The sequence below is a fragment of the Rhodanobacter caeni genome (assembly GCF_039523575.1).
GTDB lineage: Bacteria > Pseudomonadota > Gammaproteobacteria > Xanthomonadales > Rhodanobacteraceae > Rhodanobacter > Rhodanobacter caeni.
In genome coordinates this window covers 495,454-519,223 of the sequence record NZ_BAAAFO010000002.1, presented here as the reverse complement: position 1 = coordinate 519,223, position 23,770 = coordinate 495,454, and the positions used below count along the sequence as shown (strand labels likewise).

Below are 23,770 nucleotides of genomic sequence, written 5' to 3'. Positions count from 1 at the left end.
GTCAACCAACGAACCATGTTCATGGTTGACGAGGCGGCGAGTGCCGCCCACACTTCGCGGCCTCTGCCCCGGAGTCCGCCATGCCTGCTGCCGTTCGCCACGACTGGACCCGCGACGAGGTCGTCGCGCTGTTCGCCCTGCCGTTCAACGACCTGTTGTTCCGCGCGCACGCGGTGCATCGCGAACACCACGATCCTAATGCGGTGCAGGTGTCGACCCTGCTGTCGATCAAGACCGGCGGCTGCCCCGAGGATTGCGCCTACTGCCCGCAGGCGCAGCGCTACGACACCGGCGTGCAGGCGCAGAAACTGCTGGAGATCGACGAGGTGCTGCACCGCGCCCGCGCCGCCAAGGCGGCAGGCGCCAGCCGCTTCTGCATGGGCGCGGCATGGCGCGGGCCGAAGGATCGCGACATCCCCAAGGTCGCCGCCATCGTCAGTGCGGTGAAGGGGCTCGGCCTGGAAACCTGCGCCACGCTGGGCCTCTTGGGCGACGGTCACGCGCAGCAGCTCAAGGACGCGGGCCTGGACTACTACAACCACAACATCGACACCGCGCCGGAGTTCTACGGCGAAATCATCCACACCCGCGAGTACCAGGATCGCCTGACCACGCTGGAACAGGTGCGCGACGCCGGCCTGAAAACCTGCTGCGGCGGCATCGTGGGCATGGGCGAGACGCGCGAGCAGCGCGCCGGCCTGCTGCAGGCGCTGGCCAACCTGCCCGAGCACCCGCAGTCGGTGCCCATCAACCAGCTGGTGCCGGTGCCCGGCACGCCGCTGGCGAATGCCGAACCGCTGGATCCGTTCGAGTTCGTGCGCGCCATCGCGGTGGCGCGCATTCTGATGCCGCGCTCGATCGTGCGCCTGTCCGCCGGCCGCCAGCAGATGGACGACGCGGTGCAGGCATTGTGCTTTTTCGCCGGCGCCGGCTCGATCTTCCTGGGCGACAAGCTGCTCACCACCGGCAACCCCGACGTGGAAGCCGACCACGCGCTGTTCCGCCGGCTCGACCTGCATCCGATGGACGTGGTCGAGCACGCCGGTACGGTGCATGCCGATATCGCTGAAGGCGCGGCGGCAGGTTGCGGGCAGGGTTGTGGTTGCAGTGTGGCGGCGTAAGAGCAAGAGCACCCCACCCCAACCCTCCCCTGCAAGCAGGGGAGGGAGCAAGGCATCGGTCCCTCCCCCTGCGCAGCAGGGGGAGGTCAGGAGGGGGTGCTCTTCGCCTCTCGCCAAAAACTGATGCCCCGCCCCGACCTGCTCCAGCGCCTGGCCACTCAGCGCGCCGAACGCGAACACGCGCAACTGCTGCGCCGCCTGCGCACCATCGACCACGCCGACGGCCCCTGGCTGGAAAGCGGCGGCCGGCGCCTGCTCTGCTTCTGCAGCAACGACTACCTGGGCCTGGCGCAACACCCGCAACTGATCGCCGCGTTCAAGCGCACGGCCGACGATGAAGGCGTGGGTAGCACCTCGGCGCACCTGATCTGCGGCCACCGCCGCGAACACGCCGCGCTGGAAGAAGCCCTGGCCGCCTGGACCGGACGCGATCGCGCGCTGCTGTTTTCCACCGGCTACATGGCGAACCTGGGCGCACTGCAGACCCTGCTCGCGCGCGGCGACCTGTGCCTGCAGGACAAGCTCAACCACGCCTGCCTGCTGGACGGCGCGCAGCTTTCCGGCGCCGAGTTGAAGCGCTATCCGCACGCCGACGTGGCGGCGGCGGCGCGGCAGTTCGCCAGTCGCGGCGGGGCCGCCGCGCTGCTGGCCACCGACGGCGTGTTCAGCATGGATGGCGACGTGGCGCCGCTGCGCGAACTGGCCGCGCTGTGCGCACGCGAACAGGCCACCTTGATGGTGGACGACGCGCACGGCCTGGGCGTGCTCGGCCCCGACGGCGCCGGCAGCGTGGCGGCCGCCGCCCTGGGCCAGCGCGAGGTGCCGGTGCTGATGGCCACGCTGGGCAAGGCGTTGGGCTGCGCCGGTGCCTTCGTGGCCGGCTCGGCGGCGCTGATCGACGGCCTCACCCAGCTGGCCCGCCCGTACATCTACACCACCGCGATGCCGCCGGCCGTGGCCGCCGCCACGCTGGCCGCGGTGCGGCTGGCGCAATCCGAAACCTGGCGTCGCGAAAAGCTTGCCGCCAGCATCGCCCGCTTCCGCCGCGGTGCCGACGAGCTGGGCCTGCCGCTGATGCCATCATCCAGCGCGATCCAGCCCCTGCTGCTGGGCGATGCCGACACCGCGATGGCCGCCTCGCACCACCTGGAACAGCACGGCTTGCTGGTCGGCGCGATCCGCCCGCCCACCGTGCCGGCGGGCAAGGCGCGCCTGCGCATCACGCTGTCGGCCGCCCACGACGAGGCTCATGTCGACCAGTTGCTGGCGGCGCTGGAAACGCTGCCCGCGCCGGCCGCTTCGACCCGCCGCGTATAATGGCGGGCTTGCCTGCGAAGTTTTCCATGTCGATCGTCAACATCGCCGCCTACAAATTCGTCAGCCTGGATGATCTGCCCGGGCTGCGCGAACGCCTGCGCGAGTGCTGCGAATCGGCCGCGCTGAAAGGCACCATCCTGCTGGCGCCCGAAGGCATCAACCTGTTCCTGGCGGGCCATCGCGAGGGTATCGATACGTTCCTGGCGCACCTGCATGCCGATCCGCGCTTTGCCGACATGGCGGTGAAGGAGTCGCTCTCCGACAGCGTGCCGTTCGGCCGCCTGCGCGTGCGCCTGAAGCGCGAAATCATCAGCATGCGCCAGCCGACAATCCAGCCGGAAGGCGGCCGCGCGCCCGCCGTCGATGCGCCCACGCTGCAGCGCTGGCTGGCGAACGGCCGCGACGACGCCGGCCGCGACGTGGTGCTGCTGGACACCCGTAACGACTACGAAATCGCGCGGGGCCGGTTCACCGGCGCGGTCGACTACGGCCTGGCCAACTTCACCGCCTTCCCCGCCGCCATCGCCGCCGACCGCGAGCGCTACACGGGCAAGACCGTGGTGTCGTACTGCACCGGCGGCATCCGCTGCGAGAAGGCCGCGCTGCACATGCAAGCGCTGGGCATGGATCACGTCTACCAGCTCGACGGCGGCATCCTGAAATACCTGGAGGAGACCGACGGCACGCATTGGCAGGGCGACTGCTTCGTGTTCGACGGGCGCGGTGCGGTGGACAAGCGCTTGCGGCCAACGCTGCCGCCCGAAGCATCTGGCGATGACGCCGAATCGAAGCCCGAGCTGCTCCCTCTCCCCCATGGGGAGAGGGCTGGGGAGAGGGGGGGCGCTGGCGATGAAGCTGATTCGCAGTGCACTTCGTTGGACTTTCCCGCGAGCACCCGCCCCTCATCCGCCCCTGCGGGGCACCTTCTCCCCAAAGGGGAGAAGGGAGTCACGGCATGACGCTGCATATCGAAAAGGCAGGCCGCGGCCCCATTCCGCTGGTGATGCTGCACGGCTGGGCCATGCACGGCGGCGTGCTGGCCCCGCTGGTGGACGCGCTGGGCGACCAGTGCACGATGTACGTGGTCGACCTGCCCGGCCATGGCCATTCGCGCCACAGCGATCTGCCGCTGGAACCGCGTGTCTGCGCCGCCGCGATCGCGGCGCAGACGCCACCGGCGATCTGGCTGGGCTGGTCGCTGGGCGGGTTGATCGCGCTGACTGCGGCGCTGGACATGCGGCAGCAGGTGCGTGGCCTGGCGATGCTGTGCGCCACGCCGAAATTCGTGCGCGATGCCAGCTGGCCGCACGGCGTGGACGAGGCGCTGGTCCATCAGCTGGCGACCGATCTGGACACCGACTACCACGCCACGCTGGAGCGCTTCCTGGCGCTGGAGGCGATGGGCAGTGCCGATCCGCGCGCGGAATTGCGCCATCTGCGCACGCTGGTGTTCGCGCGCGGCGAACCGGACCGGCGCGTGCTGCAGGAGGGCATCGCCCTGCTGCAGAACACCGACCGCCGCGCCGCCCTGCCCGACCTGGCCGTACCCAGCGCCTGGATCTCCGGTCGCCGCGACCGGCTGGTGCCGCCGCAGGCGATGGCGTGGTCCGCCGGCCAGAGCGCGGGCCATTACCACGACACGCCGCAGGCCGGCCACGCACCGTTCTTCGCCCACGCCGATGCGGTGGCGCAGGCCCTTGCACCCCTGCTGCGCACCTTTGCTCGATGAAACCGATGCCATGACCGCGTTCCAGCTCGACTCCTCCCGCATTGCCCACCAGTTCGGCCGTGCCGCCAACACCTACGAGAAGCACGACGTACTGCAGCGCGAAGTGCAATCGCTGCTGCTGGATCGCTTGGACTTCTACCTGGAAACGCCGCAGCGCGTGGTGGACATCGGCGCCGGCACCGGACGCGGCAGCGCGCTGCTGAAACAGCGCTACCCCAAGGCGGAGGTGATCGCCATCGACCTGGCGCTGCCGATGCTGCGCGCCGCAAAAAAACACAGCAGCTGGCGCAAGCCGTTCCTGCGCGTCTGCGCCCAGGCCACCGCCCTGCCACTGGCCGACCACAGCGTCGACGTGCTGCATTCCAACCTCTGCTTCCAGTGGATCGATGCGCTTCCGCCGCTGTTTGCCGAGTGCGTGCGCGTACTGAAGCCCGGCGGCATCCTGGTCTTTTCCAGCTTCGGCCCGGACACGCTGAAGGAGCTGCGCGCCGCCTGGGCCGAGGCCGACCAGCAGGCGCACGTCAGCCGCTTCCTGGACATGCACGACGTGGGCGATGCGGTACTGGCCGCGGGCCTGCGCGATCCGGTGCTGGACGTGTGCCGCTACACGCTGACCTACAGCGAGCCGCGCAAGCTGCTGCAGGATCTGCAGGGCCTGGGCGCCACCAACGCCGACCACGCGCGCGAACGCGGCCTCACCGGCAAGACGCGCTACCGGCGCATGCTGGAGGCGTACGAATCCCTGCGTCTGGACGGCCATATCCCGGCCACGTGGGAAGTGGTCACGGCGCACGCCTGGGGCCCGCCGCAGGGACAGGCGCGGCGTGGTGCCGGCGGTGTCGAGATCGCCAGTTTCTCGGTCGACAGCCTGCGCGGCTCACGCCGGCGCTGAAACGCGCCGCTCGCATCGCGTTCACACCACCGCGGCTTATGCTCGAAAGCATTGTTCTCGACGCAGGGAGCCGTGAATGAAACTGCAGGGCAAGGTGGCGCTGGTGACCGGCGGCGCGCAAGGGATCGGCCGCGCCATCGCGTTGCGGCTGGCGCAGGAAGGCGCCGCCGTCATCATCGAGGACCTGTCGGACAACGCCCGCGCCGAGGAAACCCTGCACGAGCTGCAGGCCATGGGCGCGAAGACGGCCCTGCTGGTGGGCGACGTGGGCAAGGTGGCCGATGGCCAGCGCGTGATCCGCGAGGGCGTGGCCGCGATGGGCCGCATCGACATCCTGGTCAACAACGCCGGTGTGGAGCGCCGGGCCGGTTTCCTCGACGCCAGCGAAGCCGATTACGACCTGGTGATGCACGTCAACCTGAAAGGCCCGTTCTTCATCACCCAGGCCTTCGCCAGGCACGTGCGCGACCGCGGCGGCGAGGGGCGAGTGATCAACGTAAGCTCGGTGCACGAGGAATTGCCGTTTCCGCATTTCGCCAGCTATTGCGCCAGCAAGGGCGGGCTGAAGATGCTCACGCGCGACCTGGCCATCGAGCTGGCGCCGCTGGGCATCACCATCAACAACATCGCGCCGGGCGCGATCAAGACGCCGATCAACGCGCACCTGATGGACGACCCCGCACTGCTGAAGGCGCTGCGCGCCAACATCCCGCTGAAGCGGCTGGGCACGCCGGAAGACGTGGCCGGCGTGGCGGCCTTCCTGGCCTGCGACGATGCGGCGTACATCACCGGCACCACGGTGGGCATCGACGGCGGCCTGCTGTGGAACTACCACGAACAGTGAGCGCGCGATGACGGTACTGGACCCGCATGCGAACGCCGAACGCGCGGCCCGCGCCGCGCCCGCCGACACGCTCACGCCCGCCGACCGTTACCAGGAGCTGTTCGTGGCGGTGCAACTGGCGCGCGTGTTCGAGGACAGCAAGACCTTCGTCGACTGCGCGCCGCGCGGCGACCCGGAAAAAATCCTGGATGCCTACCGCTGCCAGAGCGACGCGGCGGACTTCGATCTCAAGGCATTCGTCAAGCAGCATTTCTCGCCGCCGGAAGTCCATCAAAGCCACTACGTCTCCACGCCCGGCCAGTCGCTGCGCGACCATATCGACGGCTTGTGGAAGGTGCTCACGCGGCAGCCGCGCGAACATCCCGCACACAGCTCCATCCTGCCCTTGCCCAACCCCTACGTGGTGCCGGGCGGACGCTTCAGCGAGCTGTACTACTGGGATTCCTACTTCACCATGCTGGGCCTGGCCGAGAGCGGGCGGCAGGACCTGCTGCGCGACATGGCCAACAATTTCGCCTACCTGATCGACACCTACGGCCACGTGCCCAACGGCAACCGCAGCTACTACCTCAGCCGTTCGCAACCGCCGGTGTTCGCGTTGATGGTGGAACTGTTCGAGCACCACGGCATCTGCGCGGCGATGGAGTACCTGCCACGCCTGCGCAAGGAATACACCTACTGGATGGACGGCGCCGACGACCTGCGCCCCGGCGACGCGCACCGCCACTGCGTGCGGCTGGAGGACGGCAGCCTGCTCAACCGCTACTGGGACGACCGCGACACCCCGCGCGAGGAGTCCTACCTGGAAGACGTGACCACGGCAAAGCAATCGTCGCGGCCGGTACACGAGGTCTACCGCGAGCTGCGCGCCGGCGCCGCCTCCGGCTGGGATTTCAGCGCACGCTGGTGCGACGATCCGGACAGCCTCGCCAGCATCCGCACCACGGCGATCCTGCCGGTCGATCTCAACGCGCTGCTGTACAAGCTGGAACGCCAGATCGGCCTGCTCAGCCGCGCCAACGGCCAGCACGCGCAGGCCGACGCCTTCCAGAAGAAGGCGCGTGACCGGCGCGCGGCGATCGACAAGATGCTGTGGAACGACAAGGCCGGCGCCTATCTCGACTACGACTGGCAGCGGCAGTCACCACGCACCGCCCTGAACGCGGCCACCGCGACGCCGCTGTTCATCAACATCGCCACGCGCGAGCAGGCCCGGCGCGTGGGTGAGGCGCTGCGCGCGCGGCTGCTGCAGGATGGCGGCATCGGCACCAGCGAAAGCGTCAGCGGCCAGCAGTGGGACCAGCCCAACGGCTGGGCACCGCTGCAATGGCTGGCCATCGGCGGCCTGCGCCACTACGACGATCCGCTCGCCGACGAGATCGCCAAGCGCTGGCTGCACACCGTCGGCAGTCTGTATCAGCGCGAAAGCAAGCTGGTCGAAAAATACGTGGTGATGAAACAGGACGACGGCGCCGTCGGCGGTGGCGGCGGCGAATACCCGCTGCAGGACGGCTTTGGCTGGACCAACGGCGTCACCCGCCGCCTGCTGCGCGAAGACCCCGCCAACGAAGCCAACATCGCCAAGGCCGCCAGCCACGCCTGAGCCGCAATGCCTTTGTTCCTGCTCTGGCTCTTGCGAATCCCGAATCCCAAATCCCGAATCCCGAATCCCGTCAAAAAGACACCTCGCGCCGCAGCAGCGCACCCAGCCAGCGCGCGAAGCGGCCCAGCAGGCTGCGGGTGGCCGCGACGGAGCTAAGTCAGCGCACCGCCGCAGGCCTCGTGCCGAAAACAAGCCACCAGATGATCGTTGATCATCCCCGTCGCCTGCAGCAGCGAGTAGCAGATGGTGGTGCCCACGAAGCGGAAGCCGCGCTGCTTCAGCGCCTTGCTCATGCGGTCGGAGAGGGCGGTGCTGGCGGGCACCTCGGACGGTTCGCGCCAGCGGTTCAGCAGCGGCTTGCCATCGACGAACGACCACAGGTACGCGTCGAGGCTGCCGAATTCGTCGATCACCTTCAATGCGGCGATGGCGTTGTCGCGGGTGGACGACACCTTGAGCCGGTTGCGGATGATGCCCGGGTCGAGCAGGCGCTTTTCCAGCGCACGATCCGTCATCGCGGCGACGCGGGCGATCTCGAAATCGTGGAAGGCCTGGCGGTAGTTGTCGCGCTTGGCCAGCACGGTGCGCCAGGACAGGCCGGCCTGGGCGCCCTCAAGGCAGAGGAACTCGAACAGCGCGCGATCGTCGTGCAGCGGCACGCCCCATTCGGTGTCGTGGTAGTCGCGCATCAACGGGTCGCTGCCGGCCCAGGCGCAGCGCACGGGATTCGAGGTGGCGCTCATGGAAACCGGCCCGGCGGGAAAGCGGTTATGTTGCCACATGCTGTCGAGGGTGCTGGGATTGGGGAGGGGGCGCTCTTGATCTTTCCCGCCAGCCCGGACTACCCCCTCCCAGCCTCCCCCTGCAAGCAGGGGGAGGAGCAAAAGCCCCGCGCTCTCAAGCCGCCGCGTCGTCGACGATCGACCACGCGATCGACTCGCCCGCGCGCATCGGCCGGCAGGTGGCGCCGGCCATGGGGAATTCGTCGGGCACCTGCCAGGGCGTGCGCTCGAGCATGAGGCGGTCCTGGTTGCGCGGCAGGCGGTAGAAATCCGCGCCGTGGAAGCTGGCGAACGCTTCGAGCCTATCGAGCCTGCCGACCTGCTCGAACGCCTCGGCGTACAGCTCGATGGCGGCGTGGGCGGTGTAGATGCCGGCGCAGCCGCAGGCCGATTCCTTCGCCTCGCGGATGTGCGGCGCGCTGTCGGTGCCGAGGAAGAAATGCGGGTCGCCGCTGGTGGCCGCCTGCAGCAGCGCGGCGCGGTGGGTTTCCCGCTTCAGCACCGGCGCGCAGTAGTTGTGCGGGCGGATGCCGCCTTCGAACAGGGCATTGCGATTGAGCAGCAGGTGGTGCGCGGTGATCGTGGCGGCCACGTTGGCCGGCGCGGCGCTGACGAACTCGGCGGCGTGGCGGGTGGTGATGTGCTCCAGCACCATGCGCATTGCGGGGAAACGCTCGCGCAGCGGCATCAGGTGGCGCTCGATGAAGACCCGCTCGCGATCGAAGATGTCGACCGCCGGGTCGGTCACTTCGCCATGCATCAGCAGCGGCAGCTGATGCCGCTCCATCGCTTCCAGCACGGGGTAGACGCGGGCCAGTTCGCGCACGCCCGATTGCGAGTTGGTGGTGGCGCCGGCCGGGTAGTACTTCACCGCGAAGACGTGCTCGCTGGCGGCGGCGCGGGCAATCTCGTCGGCCGTGGTGGTTTCCGTGAGGTACAGCGTCATCAACGGCTGGAAGCGCGCGCCGGGCGGCAGGCTGGCGAGAATGCGCTGGCGATACGCCTCGGCCTGGGCCACCGTGGTCACCGGCGGCTTGAGGTTGGGCATCACGATGGCGCGGGCGAAACGCCGGGCCGTGTGCGCGACGACCGACGCCAGCGCCTCGCCATCGCGCAGATGCAGGTGCCAGTCGTCGGGGCGGGTGATTTCCAGGCGCGTTGGGCTCATGGCGTGCAGGCTCGAAAACGGGTTGGGGAGAGGGACCGCCGTTCACCGGGCGGCCACGCGATCCGCCCATGGTATCGCGGCGAGGTGGAATGCCGATCTGCCGCACTACCAAGGAAGGTCTGATCAACCGGCTTTCTTGCTCGTCATTCCTGCGAAAGCAGGAATCCAGTGCCTTTACGTTACAAGAGCTTTAGAGGCACTGGATCCCAGCTTTCGCTGGGATGACGAGCAAAATCAGAGCTTCCTGGAAACGCGCGTGCCGATGGCTGCCACGGCCACGCCACGTCGCCGCGGCACGCTACACTGCGCCACCTTTCGTAGCGCCCGGCCATGACCACTCTCCCCTCTCCGCAACGCGGCGCGTTGACCGCGTTGATCGGCACCATCCTGATCTGGGCCTACAGCTGGGTGGTGATGAAGCAGGTGCTGGCGTATGCCGGGCCGTTCCACTTCGCGGCGCTGCGCTACCTGCTCGGCGCCGGCGTGCTGTTTGTCGCCTTGCTTCTGGCGCGCCGATCGCTGCGGCCGCCGCCGCTGCTGCCCACGCTGGTGATCGGGCTGTGCCAGACCGCCGCGTTCCAGGGGCTGGAGCAATGGGCGCTGCTGGATGGCGGCGCCGGTCACGTGGCGTTGCTGGCGTACACGATGCCGTTCTGGGCGGTGTTCCTGGCCTGGCTGGTGCTGGGCGATCGCCCCACCGCGCGCCACTGGGTTGGCGTGGCGCTGGCCGCGATCGGCCTGGTCTGCATCATCGAGCCCTGGCACGAACTGGGTAGCGCGCTGAGCACCACGCTGGCGATCGCCGGCGGCGCGGCGTGGGCCGCCGGCACGGTGCTCAGCAAGCGCATGTTCCAGCGCCACGCGCCGTCGGTGCTCAACCTCACCGCATGGCAGATGCTGCTGGGCGGCATGGCGCTGGGCGTGCTGGCGCTGGTGACGCCGGAGCGTGCCATCGAGTGGAACGGCGCCTTCATCGCCGGCCTGGCCTACAGCGTGTTGCTGGCGTCCAGCCTGGCGTGGTGGTTGTGGTCGATCGTGCTGCAGCGCCTGCCGACCACGGTGGCCAGCGTCTCCAGCCTGGGCGTGCCCATCGCCAGCGTGATGCTGGCCTGGCTGATCCTGCACGAGCGGCCCTCGCCGATGGAGTGGGTCGGCATCGTGCTGGTGCTGCTGGGGTTGCTGGCGATCAGCGGGGTGGGCCTGCGTCGCGCCGGTCGCTGACGATGTTGCAGGTGGTTTCACCAGGGCAGCGCGCCAAGATCCACATTGCCGCCGGTCAGCACCACGCCCACGCGCCGGCCGGCGAACCGTGGCGGTTGCTTGAGGATCGCCGCCAGCACGGTGGCGCTGGACACTTCCACCAGCATCTTCAGCTCGCGCCACAGCAGTTGCATCGCGGCCACGGTTTCCTGGTCGGTCACGGTGATGACATCGACGTGATGCGCGCGCAGCGCTTCCAGGTTGCGCTCGCCCACCAGCGCGCGCAGGCCATCGCACAAGGTATCGGGCACCACGCTCGTGATCCGCGCACCGTGCGCCAGCGACTGCGCCGCGTCATCGGCGCCAGCCGGTTCGGCGCCGAACAGCGCGAGCGCCGGGTCCAGCGCATGCGCGGCAATCGCCACGCCGCTGGCCAGCCCGCCGCCGCCCACCGGCGTCATCAAGGCATCGAGGTCCGGCACTTGGCGCAGCAGCTCCAGCGCCAGCGTGCCCTGCCCGGCCATCACCTGGCTGTCGGCATAGGGATGCACGAGAACGGCGCCGGTCTGGCGCTGCAGTTCGGCGGCCATCGCCTCGCGCGCGGCCTGCGTGGGTGCGCAGCGATGCACGGTGGCGCCGGCGCGCTCGATCGCCTCGACCTTGGCCTGCACCGCGCCCTCGGGAATCACCACGTGCGCCGCGATGCCGCGCGTGGCCGCGGCCAGCGCCAGCGCGTTGCCATGATTGCCGGACGAATGCGTCAGCACGCCGCGCGCGGCCTGGTCATCGTCCAGCGCCCATGCCGCGTTGCAGGCGCCGCGAAACTTGAAGGCGCCGCCACGCTGCAGGTTTTCGCACTTGAAATGCAGCTGCGCGCCGGTCAACGCGTCCAGCGCATCGCTGCGCAGCACCGGCGTCACCTGCGCAAACGGCGCGATGCGCGCGGCGGCGGCGCGAATATCGTCGATGGTGGGGAGCGCGTCGCGGCTCATGCCACGGCGTCCGTCTCGATTTCCACCCCGCAACGGAAGCGGCGCTCGGCCCCCGGCAGCAGCCGGATCGCGTCGGCGCACTCGGGCCGGTTGAACGCGTTGGCCATGCATTCCATCGGCTCCAGCGCCACCGAGCCGCGCACGTCACGCGTCACCGTGTCGGCGGTGAAGGCGTGCATCATGCCGCGCTCCTGCCACACGGCAATGCCCACGCCGCTGGCCAGGTCGCGCAGATACGTGCGGATGCGACCGTCCGCTTCCGGCTCCAGGTCGGTATAGCCCTGGTCGATGATGGCGTCGTCGATGCGCCGCGGCACGCGGAAATCCAGCGCGGGCGCGTCGTCCAGCGCCACGTACGCGGGCGCGCCGGGCAAGGCGATGAGGTTGGCATCGGTGTGGATCAGCGTCTGCGCGGGGATCTGCAGCTGCCAGTCGTCCACGCCGCCCGCCGGCAGCCGGAAATACGGATGCCAGCCGAAGAAGCACGGCGCGGCACTGTCGCCCACGTTGCGCATGGCCGCCTCCAGCGTGAGCCCCTGCGCGCCCAGCGTGTAGGTGATGCGCAGGTCGATCGCGTGCGGGTAGCCCGGTTGCGGCCGGATCGCCGACGTCGCCAGGGTCAGCTGCGCGCGCTGCTCGTCGGCCGACAAGGCCACGATGTCGAAATCCACGCCGCGCACGAAGCCGTGGCGGCTGGCGCGCTGATCGCCCACCACACCCGGTTGCAGGTCCTGCACCTGGCCGTCGAATTCGTAGCGCGCCGCGGCGATGCGGCCGCCAAACGGGACCATGATGGCGAAGCGCGAACTCGGCCGGCTGACGATCTCGGCCGCATCGCGGTAGCCGTCGGCCAGATCGTGCAGCACACCGTTGACGGGAATCTTGAACGTGAGCAGCGCCGCGCCATGGCGGGCGACCTGCACGTGCCGCTGCTGCGCATGATCGGTCAGCGCCAGGACGCTCTGCTCGTCCCACAACACCTCTTCGACGGTATAGCGCGTCATCGGATGCTCCTGTCGCGAAAAGGCCCATGTTAGCCTGATCGTCTTCCGCTCCCACTTCTTTTTGCACATGAACGCCCGCCCCGAACAACTCGCTGCCCCCACCCGCCTGGACGCGTATCGCGCGCCCGCGTGGCGCGTCGAAACGGTCGAACTGGCGTTCGACCTGGCCATCGACACCACCGAAGTCACCGCGCGACTGCGGCTGCGTTGCGATCCGACGCAGACGCAGCCATTGCGGCTGGATGGCGAGAACCTGGAGCTGCTGTCGATCGCACTCGATGGCACCGCATTGGCCGCCGACGCCTACCGCTACGCCAACAACGTGCTGGAGATCGACGGCGCGCGCGACGGCAGCGTGCTGGAAACCCGCGTGCGCCTGCGCCCCGCCGCCAATACCGCGCTGGAGGGGCTCTACCTTTCCGGCTCGGCCGAGGCGGGTTTCCTGCTGACCCAGTGCGAGGCCGAGGGCTTCCGGCACATCACGTTTTTCCCCGACCGCCCCGACGTGCAGGCGCTCTATACCGTTACCTTGCGCGCGGACCGCGACCGCTTTCCCGTGCTGCTGGCCGGCGGCAATCCCGATGGCGCCGGTGAACTGGACGATGGCCGGCACTGGGCGCGCTTCGTCGATCCGCACCCCAAGCCCGGCTATCTGTTCGCCGTGGTGGCCGGCCGCCTGCAGTCGATCGAGCGCGACTACCTCACCGCCGACGGCCGCGCGGTCACGCTGAAGATCTGGGCGGAAGCCGACGTGATCGATCGCTGCGACTACGCGATGGATGCGCTGGAGCGCGCGATGCGCTGGGACGAGCGCACCTACGGCCGCAACTACGACCTGGACGTTTTCCACGTGGTCGCCACCCACGATTTCAACATGGGCGCGATGGAGAACAAGGGCCTCAACATCTTCAACGCGAAGTACCTGCTGGCCGACCCGGGTTCCAGCACCGACGACGAGTACCGCCACGTGGAATCGGTGATCGCGCACGAGTATTTCCACAACTGGAGCGGCAACCGGGTCACCTGCCGCGACTGGTTCCAGCTGTCGCTGAAGGAAGGGCTTACGGTATTCCGCGAGCAGAGCTTTTCCGCGGACATGAACTCCGCCCCGCTGAAGCGCATCGAGGACGTGTCGCTGCTGCGCCGCGCCCAGTTCCCCGAGGACGCCGGCCCGCTGGCGCATCCGGTGCGCCCGGCGCAGTACAGCGAGATCAACAACTTCTACACTGCCACGGTGTACGAGAAAGGCGCCGAACTGGTGCGCATGCTGGCCGGGCGCCTGGGCCGCGAAGGCTTTCGCCGCGGCATGGATCTGTACTTCGCACGCAACGACGGCAAGGCCGCCACGCTGGAGGATTTCCTGGCCGCGCTGGGCGAGGCCAACCACACCGATCTCGGCCCGTACCTGGCGTGGTACGCCCAGGCCGGCACGCCGCGCCTGCAGGCGCGCGGCGAATACGACGAGGCCCGCCGCAGCTACGCCCTGACCCTGCGCCAGCACACGCCCGCCACGGCCAGCCAGGCACAGACGCATCCGCTGCCCATTCCGGTGAAGCTGGCGCTGTTCGATCGCGACGGCCGGATGATGCCGTTGCATATGGACGCCCAGACGTCCAAAGCAGCCACCGAGACCGTGGTGGTGCTGGACACGGACGAAAGCACCTTCGTCTTCCACGACGTGCCCTCGGCCCCGGTGCCTTCGCTGCTGCGCGGCTTTTCCGCGCCGGTGATCCTGGAATGCGACTACGACGCCGCCGAACTGGCGCTGCTGCTGCGCCATGATCCCGACGGCTTCAACCGCTGGGAGGCCGGCCAGCAACTGGCCACGCTGGCCTATGCCGAGCTGCGCGACGGTGCCCCCGGCCATGCGCTGGACGCATGGCTCGGAGCGCTGTCCGACCTGTTCGCCCGCGGCGAGGTCGAGCAGGCCCTGCTGGCCAATCTGCTGACACCGCCGACCGAGGTGGAGTGGGCCGAACGGGAGGCCCGCGTCGATCCTGCGCGCATACACGCCTTGCGTCAGCAGCTGCAGCGGCAGCTGGCCGAGCGTATCGGGGCCGAGGCGCTGCAGCAGCGCTATCGGACGCTGGCGGGCGAAGCCAGCGCGGCCCTGGATGCCGCCAGCCAGGCGCAGCGCCGGTTGAAACAGCGCGTGCTGGAACTGCTGTGCCTGATCGCCCCCGACGTGGCGCAGCCGCTCGCGGCCGCCCAGTACGACAGCGCGCCGGGCATGACCGACCGGCTCGGCGCCCTGGCCGTGCTGTTGCGCAGCGACGCCCCCCAGGCCGCGGCGGCGCGCGCACACTACCGCCAGCGGCATGCCGACAACGCGCTGGCGCTGGACAAATGGTTCACGGTGCAGGCGCAGGTGCCGGGCGAGGCAGCGCTGGATCGCGTGCTGATGCTGGAGCGCGACCCTGCGTTCACGCTGAAGAATCCCAACCGCGTGCAATCGCTGCTGGGCGCCTTCGTACGGGCCAACCCCAGCGGATTCCACCGTGCGGATGGCGCAGGCTATCGCTTCCTGGCCGAGCGGCTGGTGCAGCTCGACGCGCTGAATCCGCAGGTGGCGGCGCGGCTGGCCACGGCATTCAACGGCTGGCAGCGGCTGGAGCCGGGCCGCCGCCAGGCGGCCCGCGCGGTCATCGAAGATGTGGCCGATCGCGATGGCCTGTCACGCAACCTGCGCGAGATTGTTGCCAACGTGCTGAAGCAGTGACGCGGCGGCCACTCGCCGGTCAGGCGGGCAGATCGGCCAGCGCCTCGCGCAGGCTGTTCATGCGCGAAACCAGTCGCGGCAGCAGGGTCGAGCTTTCCTCGCCGGCGCGCTCCTCGAGATTCTCCATGGCCAGTTCCACACGGCCGATCTCGATCAACAGATCGTGATGGGCATACACCGGTTGAAAATCGAAATTCATGGTCAGACAGCCTCCCCTTGTCTGCCGTGCCTTGTGCAACTGGCATGCCAAAAGGGCGGGAGAATTCGTGCACTTGCGTGAACGTAGGCATGATCTGCCGTTGCGTGTCAGCTGCTGCCGCGATGGGACACAAATCTCCGTTTCAGTCACTGCATGTTCACGCTCGACGAGTAACTATCGACCGAAGTTTCGAGATCGCTCCCGGCCTCGAACACGCCAGTTTCCCGGCTTCTGGCGTCCGGCAACACGGTCATCCTGGATTCCCCCTGTTCCTGAGACCGCCGGACGCCAGATCTAAGCAGCCCCCAGACCCCGCGCTTGTCGCGGGGTCTGGCTTTTCAGGCTCGCAACCCGCGCTTGTCGCGGGGTCTGGCTTTTCCGGCCCCGCAAAAGGCGACGGCACCCCGAAGGGTGCCGTCTAGGCTTCCTTTCCCGGTACGCGATCAAACCCCTGTCGTTCGATCTCGGCGCGCCGGGCGCAGCGTCTGCCCGGGAAAGTGCAGGACACAAAAAGCAGGATACGTGCCAGCAACGCCAAATCCCGCCGTAACCGGTTGATGGCAGTACCATAGCGCCTATTTCGTCACCTTTTGCACGGCCAGGTCAGTTCCATGCGTCACCCCACCCCCTACGACGTCATCGTGATCGGCGGCGGCCATGCCGGCACCGAAGCGGCGCTGGCGGCCGCGCGTACCGGCGCGCGCACGCTGCTGCTCAGCCACAACATCGAGACGATCGGGCAGATGAGCTGCAACCCGGCCATCGGCGGCATCGGCAAGGGCCATCTGGTGAAGGAGGTGGACGCGCTGGGCGGCGCCATGGCCCACGCGGCCGATCGTGCCGGCATCCAGTGGCGCACCTTGAACGCGTCGAAAGGCCCGGCCGTGCGCGCCACCCGCTGCCAGGCGGATCGCGCCCTGTACAAGGCCGCGATCCGCCACATCGTGGAAACCCAGCCGAATCTCGACCTGTTCCAGCAAGCGGTGGACGACCTCGTCATCGAGCACGGCCGCGTCTGCGGCGTGGTCACCCAGATGGGCTTGTCGTTCGAGGCGCGCGCGGTGGTGCTTACCGCCGGCACCTTCCTGGCCGGCAAGATCCACATCGGCCCGGCGCAATACGCCGGCGGCCGTGCCGGCGACCCGCCCTCCAGCGCGCTGGCCGCCAAGCTGCGCGAGCTGCCGCTGGCCACCGACCGCCTGAAGACCGGCACGCCACCGCGCATCGACCAGCGCAGCATCGATTTCAGCACGCTGCAAGAACAGCCCGGCGACACGCCGACGCCCGTGTTCTCCTATCTGGGAACGCGCGACGAGCACCCGCGCCAGGTCAGCTGCTGGATCACCCACACCAGCGAGCGCACGCACGAGATCATCCGCGGCGCGCTGGACCGTTCGCCGCTCTACACCGGCCAGATCGAGGGCATCGGCCCGCGCTATTGCCCGTCGATCGAGGACAAGGTGGTGCGCTTCGCGGAGAAGTCCTCGCACCAGATCTTCATCGAACCCGAAGGGCTGGACACCTTCGAGATCTACCCCAACGGCATCTCCACCTCGCTGCCATTCGACGTGCAGCTGGCGCTGGTGCGCTCGATCAAGGGCTTCGAAAACGCGCACATCACCCGCCCGGGCTACGCCATCGAATACGACTACTTCGACCCGCGCGGGCTCAGCCCGTGGCTGGAAACCAAGGCCATCCCCGGCCTGTATTTCGCCGGCCAGATCAACGGCACCACCGGCTACGAGGAAGCCGCCGCGCAAGGCCTGATCGCCGGCCTGAACGCCGCGCTCGCGGTGCAGGGCAAGGCGCCGTGGTATCCACGCCGCGACGAGGCCTACATCGGCGTGCTGATCGACGACCTCACCAGCAACGGCACCATCGAGCCATACCGCATGTTCACCTCGCGCGCGGAATACCGGCTGCACCTGCGCGAGGACAACGCCGACCTGCGCCTCACCGAGACCGGCCATGCGCTGGGCGTGGTGCCGCAGGCGCGCTTCGACGCGCTGCGCGCCAAGCGCGATGCGGTCGAACGCGAGATGCAGCGGCTGGGCAGCCTGTGGGCCGGCCCCAACAACGGGCTGGGTGCGGCCATGGAACGCCAACTTGGCATCGCGGTGAGCCGCGAAACCAGCGCCGCGGATCTGCTGCGCCGACCGGAGATCGACTACGCGCAGCTCACCGCCCTGGCCGAATTCGGCCCGGCCGTAACACGCGACGACGTGGCCGCTCAGGTCGAGGTGCAGATCAAGTACGCCGGCTACCTGGAACGCCAGCGCGAGGAGATCGAGCGCCAGCGCCGTCACGAAAATACCACCATCCCCGCCGGCTTCGACTACGACAAGGTGCGCGGCCTGTCCGCCGAAGTGCTGCTGAGACTGAAACGCACCCTGCCCGCCACCATCGGCCAGGCCGCCCGCGTCAGCGGCGTCACGCCCGCGGCGATCTCCCTGCTGCTGGTGCACCTGAAACGTCGCGACGCGGCGTGATGCAGGAGGCGGCCGGCGTGGCGCGTGGCATCATGTCCGCTACCGTTTTTCTGCAGGAGCATGCACGATGGAAGTCTGGATCGGCCGGGACGGCGAGCGCCACGGCCCGTACACCGAGGCCGATGTGCGGCAATGGCTGGCCAGCGGGGAAGTGAGCCCCGCCGACCTGGGCTGGTACGAAGGGCTGGCCGACTGGCAGCCGCTGTCCGTGCTGTTTCCGTCCGCGCAGGCCGCCACCGATGAAACCGCGACGATCCCGCCGATGCCGCCCGTCGCCACCGACGCACTGGCCGATGTCGCCAGTTTCCGCAGGCGCCTGGGCGCATGGATCATCGATTACCTGATCCTGATGCTGCCGGCCACCATCATCGGGTTCTCGATGGGCGCGCCGGCGGCCCTGGCGCGCTTCTCCGCGCAATTGAAGGCCGGTGTTGGCCTGGAGGTCGCCGCGGCAGAGTACGCGCACACGATGCATCCGGCCGCGTTGCTGGCGCTGCTGGCCGGTTTCATCTATTACGCGCTGTTTGAACAGTCGCGCTGGCAGGCCACGCCGGGCAAGCGCGCGCTGGGCTTGCGCGTCACCGACCTTGAGGGGCAACGGATCACCCTGGGCCGCAGCCTGCTGCGCAACGCGGTGCGTCTGGCCAACGTGGTGACCTCGCTGATCCCGCTCATCTGCTACCTGGCGGTCGCCTGGACCGCGCGCCGGCAGGGCCTGCACGATTTGCTGGCAAAGACGCTGGTGTTGAACGGCAGGGCCGGCGACACGGATACCAGGCCGGCATCGAGCACGGGCGGAAGCACCTTCAGCGCCTGACCCACGCCACGTGCGTTGGAGCGCGCGAACCAGGGGCGATTTCCTCGAACCGGCGCTTGCAGGACAACAGCCAAACTCACCAGACCGTCATCCCGGCGAAAACCGGGATGACGGTGGACGGGCCTGGCTGGCACCGGCGCCGATGCCGGGGCGAAAGCATGCTTGGGGCACACCTCGCGCCGAGCGCCAGCACCTGCTTGTTATCATCGCCGATCCACCACATTCACCCGGCGCCCGCGCCGTTGCCAGGAATTGAAAGCCACCCATGCTCAGCATCGAACAACGCATCGCCACCGACATCGCCGCCAGCACCGAGCAGGTTCGCGCGGCCGTGGAATTGCTCGATGGCGGCGCCACCGTGCCGTTCATCGCGCGCTACCGCAAGGAAGTCACCGGCGGGCTCGACGACACGCAACTGCGCCTGCTGGAAGAGCGCCTGCATTACCTGCGCGAGATGGAAGACCGCCGCGCGGCCATCCTGGCCAGCATCGAGGACCAGGGCAAGCTCACCGACGCGCTGAAGGCCGACCTGCTCGCCGCCGACACCAAGGCGCGGCTGGAGGATCTGTACCTGCCGTACAAACCGAAGCGCCGCACGAAAGCGCAGATCGCCCGCGAAGCCGGGCTGGAACCGCTGGCGCTGGGCCTGCGCGACGATCCCACGCAAACGCCGGAAGCCTTCGCCGAAGCCTTCGTCGATGCGGAAAAAGGCGTGGCCGACGTGCGCGCCGCGCTGGACGGTGCGCGCGCGATCCTGATGGAAAGCATCGCCGAAGACGCCGCACTGGTGGGCGAGCTGCGCGACTGGTTGTGGAGCAAGGGCCAGATTCGCGCCAGGGTCGTCGAGGGCAAGGAAGCGGCAGGCGCGAAATTCCGCGACTATTTCGATCACGTCGAACCGATCGGGAAAATTCCCTCGCATCGCCTGCTGGCCCTGATGCGCGCGCGCAACGAAGGCGTGCTGGAGCTGGAACTGGCGCCCGACACCGACGCCGACCATGGCCACGCCGAAGCCGAAGGCCGCGTGGCCGCCCGCGCCGACATCCACGACCGCGGCCGCCCCGCCGATGCCTGGCTGCGCGAAACCGTGCGCCTGACCTGGCGCGTGAAACTGCATCTGCACCTGACCCTGGACCTGTTCGGCCGCGTGCGCGAAGGCGCCGAGGACGAGGCGATCCGCGTCTTCGGCGACAACCTGAAAGACCTGATGCTGGCTGCGCCGGCCGGCGCGAAAACCGTGATGGGTCTGGACCCGGGCATCCGCACCGGCTGCAAGGTGGCCGTGGTCGACCCCACCGGCAAGCTGCTGGCCACCGACACCATCTATCCGCTGGAGCCGCGACGCCAGTGGAACGAATCGCTGGCCGCGCTGGCGCGCCTGTGCAAGCAGCACGGCGTCGACCTGATCGCCATCGGCAACGGCACCGCCTCGCGCGAGACCGACAAGCTGGCCGCCGAACTGATCAAGGGCCTGGCCAAGACGCACCCGGAACACAAGCTGTCGAAGGTGGTGGTGAGCGAAGCGGGCGCCTCGGTGTACTCCGCCTCGGAAACCGCGGCCAGGGAATTCCCGGATCTCGACGTGAGCCTGCGCGGCGCGGTATCGATCGCGCGGCGCTTGCAGGACCCGCTGGCCGAGCTGGTGAAGATCGAGCCCAAGGCGATCGGCGTGGGCCAGTACCAGCACGACGTCAACCAGATCAAGCTGGCGCGCGCACTGGACGCGAAGGTGGAGGATTGCGTCAACGCGGTCGGCGTCGACGTGAACACCGCCTCGGCCGCGCTGCTGTCGCGGGTGGCCGGGCTTTCCGCCAGCGTGGCCGAGAACGTGGTGAAGCACCGCGACAGCAACGGCCCGTTCGCCAATCGCAAGGCGCTGCTGAAAGTGCCGCGGCTGGGCGACAAGGCGTTCGAGCAGTGTGCCGGCTTCCTGCGCGTGACCAACGGCGACAACCCGCTGGACGCAAGCGCGGTGCATCCGGAGGCCTATCCGGTCGTCGAGCGGATCATCGCCCAGTGCGGCCGGGAGGTGAAAAGCGTCATCGGCGACACCGGCTTCCTGCGCGCGCTCAAGCCCGAGCAGTTCACCGACGAAAAGTTCGGCGTACCCACCGTGCGCGACATCCTGAAGGAACTGGAAAAGCCCGGCCGCGACCCGCGCCCCGAATTCGTGGCGCCCAGCTTTGCCGAGGGCGTGGAGGACATGAAGGACCTCAAGCCCGGCATGATCCTCGAAGGTCGCGTCACCAACGTGGCCGCGTTCGGCGCCTTCGTCGACATCGGCGTGCACCAGGACGGCCTGGTCCACGTGTCGGCGCTGTCGCACAGCTTCGTCAAGGACCCGCGCGATGCGGTGAAGGCCGGCGACATCGTCAAGGTCAAGGTGATGGAGATCGACCTGCCGCGCCAGCGCATCGGCCTGAGCATGCGGCTGGACGACGAACCGGGGCAGGCGCGCGGCGGCAAGCCGGCGGGCAACGGCGAGCCATCGTCACGTGGCAGCGCCCGCGAGGGACGCGGGGGCGGCGCACGTCCTGCGGGCGCGACGCCCAGACAGACGGCGGCTCCCGTCAACAGCGCTTTCGCCGACGCCCTGGCGAAGGCACGACAACGCTGACCGACCGACGCCAGGGGCAACACCGAAAAGCGGCGCAGCCCTGTAGGAGCGACTTCAGTCGCGATGCTTTTGCCTTGGCAGCGGGAGCAAGGCGTCGCGACCGAAGTCGCTCCCACACACGGAAGCACCCCACCCCGTTGGCCGCCATGCACCGCAGCATGCGCTTCCGTATGGATTGGATTAACGTAACTCGGACATAACAAGTTTTCCGATCAGGAGTACTTCCATGCCGCGTTCTCGTTATCTCGCCGGGGCCATCTCCGCGGCGCTGCTGTTCAGCGCCAGCGCCACCGCCGCCCAGTTCAGCAACGTCGTCGTCTTCGGCGACAGCCTCAGCGACAGCGGCAATATTTCCACGTTCGCGAAGTCGCCGGTGCCGATGCGGTTCACCACCAATCCCGGCACCACCACGATCGAGAACGTGGCCACCGGGCTGGGCTTTTCACTGACGCCCTCGCTTGGCGGTGGCAGCGATTACGCGTGGGGTGGCGCTGGCATCAACATCAATTCGCCGGGTACGCCCGCGGGCGTACCGACGCTCACCTCGCAAATGGACGGCTATCTCGCCGCAGGCGCCGTCGACCGCAACGCGCTGTATTCGGTGTGGGGTGGCGCCAACGACATCTTCTATCACGCTACTGCCGCGGGCGCCGGTGCCAAGGCGCAACAGCTGATTGCCGCGAATACGGCCGGCTTGCCGCCGGAAACGGCGGCACAGGTTGCCGCACAGATCAGCAGCCAGGTGCTGGCGCAGGCCCATGTCAGCGCCTTCGAAACCGCCGAGCAGGTGCAGGCCAATGTCGCTGCCGCCGCGCAGCAGGAGGTCAAGCTGATCGGCGAATTGCAGGCCGCGGGCGCCACCAACATCCTGGTGTTCAACCTGCCCAACGTGGGCATCACGCCCTCGGCCCGGTCGCAGGGCGCGGACGCAGCGGCCTCGCTGAGCGGGCTGAGCCTGGTCTTCAATGGCCAGCTCAACGCCGGCCTTTCGCAGCTGGGCACCGGCATCATCCCGATCAACACCTACAGCCTGTTGAACGAAGTGGTGGCCAATCCGCAAACGTACGGCTTCAGCAATGTCACCGACCCGGCCTGCACCGGCGGCAGCGGCAGCTCGGTGGAATGCGCGCCGCAGGGCACGCCGGGCGCCACGGTCACTTACGCACCGGGAACGGAAAACAGCTACCTGTTCGCCGATGGCGTGCATCCCACCACCGCGGCGCACGCCATGCTGGGCCAGTACGTGCTGTCGGTGCTGCGGGCGCCGGAACAGGTCTCGCTGCTGGGCGAAGCCCCGCTGACGGCCAACAGTGCGCAGACCCGTGCGATCCGCAACGAGATGCTGGCCGATGGCGCCGGCAGCGACACGCGCGCCTTCCTCAACATCGATTACGGCCGCCAGCGCTTCAAGGCCGTCAACGGCGCGCCGAAAACCGACAGCAACAACGTCAACCTCACCCTGGGCGCCGACGTGCGCGCCACCGACCACGTGTCCGCCGGCATGGCGCTGGGCGTGGGCCAGCACACCGCCGATTTCGCCGGCGGTGGCGGCTACAAGTTGCAGGACATCAGCGGGCTGGCCTATGTCACCTATCACGCCGGCGGTGGTTACGTGGGTGGCTACGCGAATTTCGGGCAATCCAATTTCAAGGATATCGAGCGCCACGTGACGCTCGGCGCCGCCCATCGCGTCGAAACCGGCAAGGCGGACGGTTCGCATCTGGGCGGCGGACTGACCGGCGGCTGGTGGCTCGACTTCAACGGCCTGCGCACCGGCCCGTTCGCCACCGTGGAATGGCAGACGGTCAAGATCAATGGCTATACCGAGAACGGCAACGACAGCAGCGCGATGTGGTTCGGGCGGCAGCAGCGCGATGCCTTGGTGGCCAGCGCCGGCTGGCGCCTGCAAGGCCACTGGCAGGCGGGCAACACCGTGCTGTCGCCCTACGCCGAAGTGGCTTGGAACCACGACAGCAAGGCTGACCCGCGCACCGTCAGCGCCGGCCTCAACAGCATGAACGGCACGTTCGCCCTGACCGGCTTCATTCCCGACGACAGCTGGGGCACGGCCGACGTGGGGCTCTCGGCGCAGTTGACGTCCAACATCAGCAGCTGGATCGGCTACAGCGGCCGCTTCAGCGACAACAGCCAGAAGTACAACAGCGTCAACATCGGCATGAAGATCGGCTTCTGATGATCTGCCGGCGTTGATCCGCCAGCCACCAAAAAGCCGCCAGGTTGCACTGGCGGCTTTTTGGTTTGCGGTGGGTGAGCCGC

General features: G+C 68.6%; 18 protein-coding genes. 13 read left to right on the top strand and 5 right to left on the bottom strand.

Annotated features, from left to right (window positions below; genetic code table 11):
• Positions 1-80 precede the first annotated feature (80 nt).
• The 7 genes from bioB to treF all read left to right on the top strand — a co-directional run bounded on the left by bioB (position 81) and on the right by treF (position 7,506).
• Positions 81-1,121: a biotin synthase BioB gene (gene bioB, locus ABD017_RS06785; protein WP_343881470.1), complete on the top strand. Its 1,041-nt coding sequence runs from the start codon at positions 81-83 to the stop codon at positions 1,119-1,121.
• Between the two features lie 123 nt (positions 1,122-1,244).
• Positions 1,245-2,438 (top strand): 8-amino-7-oxononanoate synthase, encoded by a 1,194-nt coding sequence (bioF, locus tag ABD017_RS06780; protein WP_343881468.1) that lies wholly within the window; start codon positions 1,245-1,247, stop codon positions 2,436-2,438.
• A gap of 26 nt (positions 2,439-2,464) precedes the next feature.
• Positions 2,465-3,397 (top strand): sulfurtransferase, encoded by a 933-nt coding sequence (locus ABD017_RS06775; RefSeq protein WP_343881466.1) that lies wholly within the window; start codon positions 2,465-2,467, stop codon positions 3,395-3,397.
• The gene (gene bioH / locus ABD017_RS06770) at positions 3,394-4,167 is read left to right on the top strand and encodes a pimeloyl-ACP methyl ester esterase BioH (RefSeq protein WP_343881464.1); all 774 of its coding nucleotides are present in this window, start codon (positions 3,394-3,396) and stop codon (positions 4,165-4,167) included. The genes ABD017_RS06775 and bioH overlap by 4 nt, the downstream gene beginning before the upstream one ends.
• 10 nt (positions 4,168-4,177) lie before the next feature.
• Positions 4,178-5,059, top strand: coding sequence for a malonyl-ACP O-methyltransferase BioC (gene bioC, locus ABD017_RS06765; protein WP_343881463.1), 882 nt, complete (start codon positions 4,178-4,180; stop codon positions 5,057-5,059).
• Positions 5,060-5,135: 76 nt separating this feature from the next.
• On the top strand, positions 5,136-5,903 hold the full coding sequence (locus tag ABD017_RS06760; RefSeq protein ID WP_343881461.1) for an SDR family NAD(P)-dependent oxidoreductase: 768 nt from the start codon (positions 5,136-5,138) through the stop codon (positions 5,901-5,903).
• Positions 5,904-5,910: 7 nt separating this feature from the next.
• Positions 5,911-7,506, top strand: coding sequence for an alpha,alpha-trehalase TreF (treF, locus tag ABD017_RS06755; RefSeq protein ID WP_343881458.1), 1,596 nt, complete (start codon positions 5,911-5,913; stop codon positions 7,504-7,506).
• Between the two features lie 152 nt (positions 7,507-7,658).
• Here treF and ABD017_RS06750 read toward each other — a convergent pair whose 3' ends face one another.
• Entirely contained in the window at positions 7,659-8,249 is a 591-nt protein-coding gene (locus tag ABD017_RS06750) for a DNA-3-methyladenine glycosylase I (RefSeq protein WP_343881456.1), read from the bottom strand.
• 154 nt (positions 8,250-8,403) lie between these two features.
• Positions 8,404-9,456, bottom strand: a complete 1,053-nt coding sequence (gene pyrC, locus ABD017_RS06745; RefSeq protein WP_343881453.1) for a dihydroorotase — start codon at positions 9,454-9,456, stop codon at positions 8,404-8,406.
• A gap of 330 nt (positions 9,457-9,786) precedes the next feature.
• On the opposite strand from pyrC, the gene ABD017_RS06740 reads away from it, so the two are divergent.
• The gene (locus tag ABD017_RS06740) at positions 9,787-10,677 is read left to right on the top strand and encodes a DMT family transporter (protein WP_343881451.1); all 891 of its coding nucleotides are present in this window, start codon (positions 9,787-9,789) and stop codon (positions 10,675-10,677) included.
• Between the two features lie 17 nt (positions 10,678-10,694).
• Here ABD017_RS06740 and ABD017_RS06735 read toward each other — a convergent pair whose 3' ends face one another.
• Both ABD017_RS06735 and ABD017_RS06730 read right to left on the bottom strand, forming a co-directional pair.
• Complete coding sequence (locus tag ABD017_RS06735) at positions 10,695-11,648, bottom strand: pyridoxal-phosphate dependent enzyme (protein WP_343881449.1); 954 nt, start codon at positions 11,646-11,648, stop codon at positions 10,695-10,697.
• Positions 11,645-12,652, bottom strand: coding sequence for an aldose 1-epimerase (locus ABD017_RS06730; RefSeq protein ID WP_343881447.1), 1,008 nt, complete (start codon positions 12,650-12,652; stop codon positions 11,645-11,647). Before ABD017_RS06730 ends, ABD017_RS06735 begins: the two co-directional genes overlap by 4 nt.
• Positions 12,653-12,719: 67 nt before the next feature.
• Here ABD017_RS06730 and pepN point away from each other — a divergent pair, with 67 nt between their 5' ends.
• Positions 12,720-15,371 carry an aminopeptidase N gene (gene pepN, locus ABD017_RS06725; RefSeq protein ID WP_343881445.1) on the top strand — a complete coding sequence of 884 codons (2,652 nt, stop codon included), beginning with the start codon at positions 12,720-12,722 and terminating at the stop codon, positions 15,369-15,371.
• Positions 15,372-15,390: 19 nt separating this feature from the next.
• Here pepN and ABD017_RS06720 read toward each other — a convergent pair whose 3' ends face one another.
• Positions 15,391-15,570, bottom strand: a complete 180-nt coding sequence (locus ABD017_RS06720; protein WP_343881443.1) for a hypothetical protein — start codon at positions 15,568-15,570, stop codon at positions 15,391-15,393.
• Between the two features lie 611 nt (positions 15,571-16,181).
• Between ABD017_RS06720 and mnmG the strand changes: the two genes are divergently transcribed.
• The 4 genes from mnmG to ABD017_RS06700 all read left to right on the top strand — a co-directional run bounded on the left by mnmG (position 16,182) and on the right by ABD017_RS06700 (position 23,687).
• A complete protein-coding gene (mnmG, locus tag ABD017_RS06715) occupies positions 16,182-18,059 on the top strand; it encodes a tRNA uridine-5-carboxymethylaminomethyl(34) synthesis enzyme MnmG (RefSeq protein ID WP_343881441.1) in 1,878 nt (625 codons plus the stop codon).
• 67 nt (positions 18,060-18,126) lie between these two features.
• Positions 18,127-18,876 carry an RDD family protein gene (locus ABD017_RS06710; RefSeq protein WP_343881439.1) on the top strand — a complete coding sequence of 250 codons (750 nt, stop codon included), beginning with the start codon at positions 18,127-18,129 and terminating at the stop codon, positions 18,874-18,876.
• Between the two features lie 265 nt (positions 18,877-19,141).
• Complete coding sequence (locus ABD017_RS06705) at positions 19,142-21,493, top strand: Tex family protein (RefSeq protein ID WP_343881437.1); 2,352 nt, start codon at positions 19,142-19,144, stop codon at positions 21,491-21,493.
• A gap of 226 nt (positions 21,494-21,719) precedes the next feature.
• Entirely contained in the window at positions 21,720-23,687 is a 1,968-nt protein-coding gene (locus ABD017_RS06700; protein WP_343881435.1) for an autotransporter domain-containing protein, read from the top strand.
• Positions 23,688-23,770: the final 83 nt, after the last annotated feature.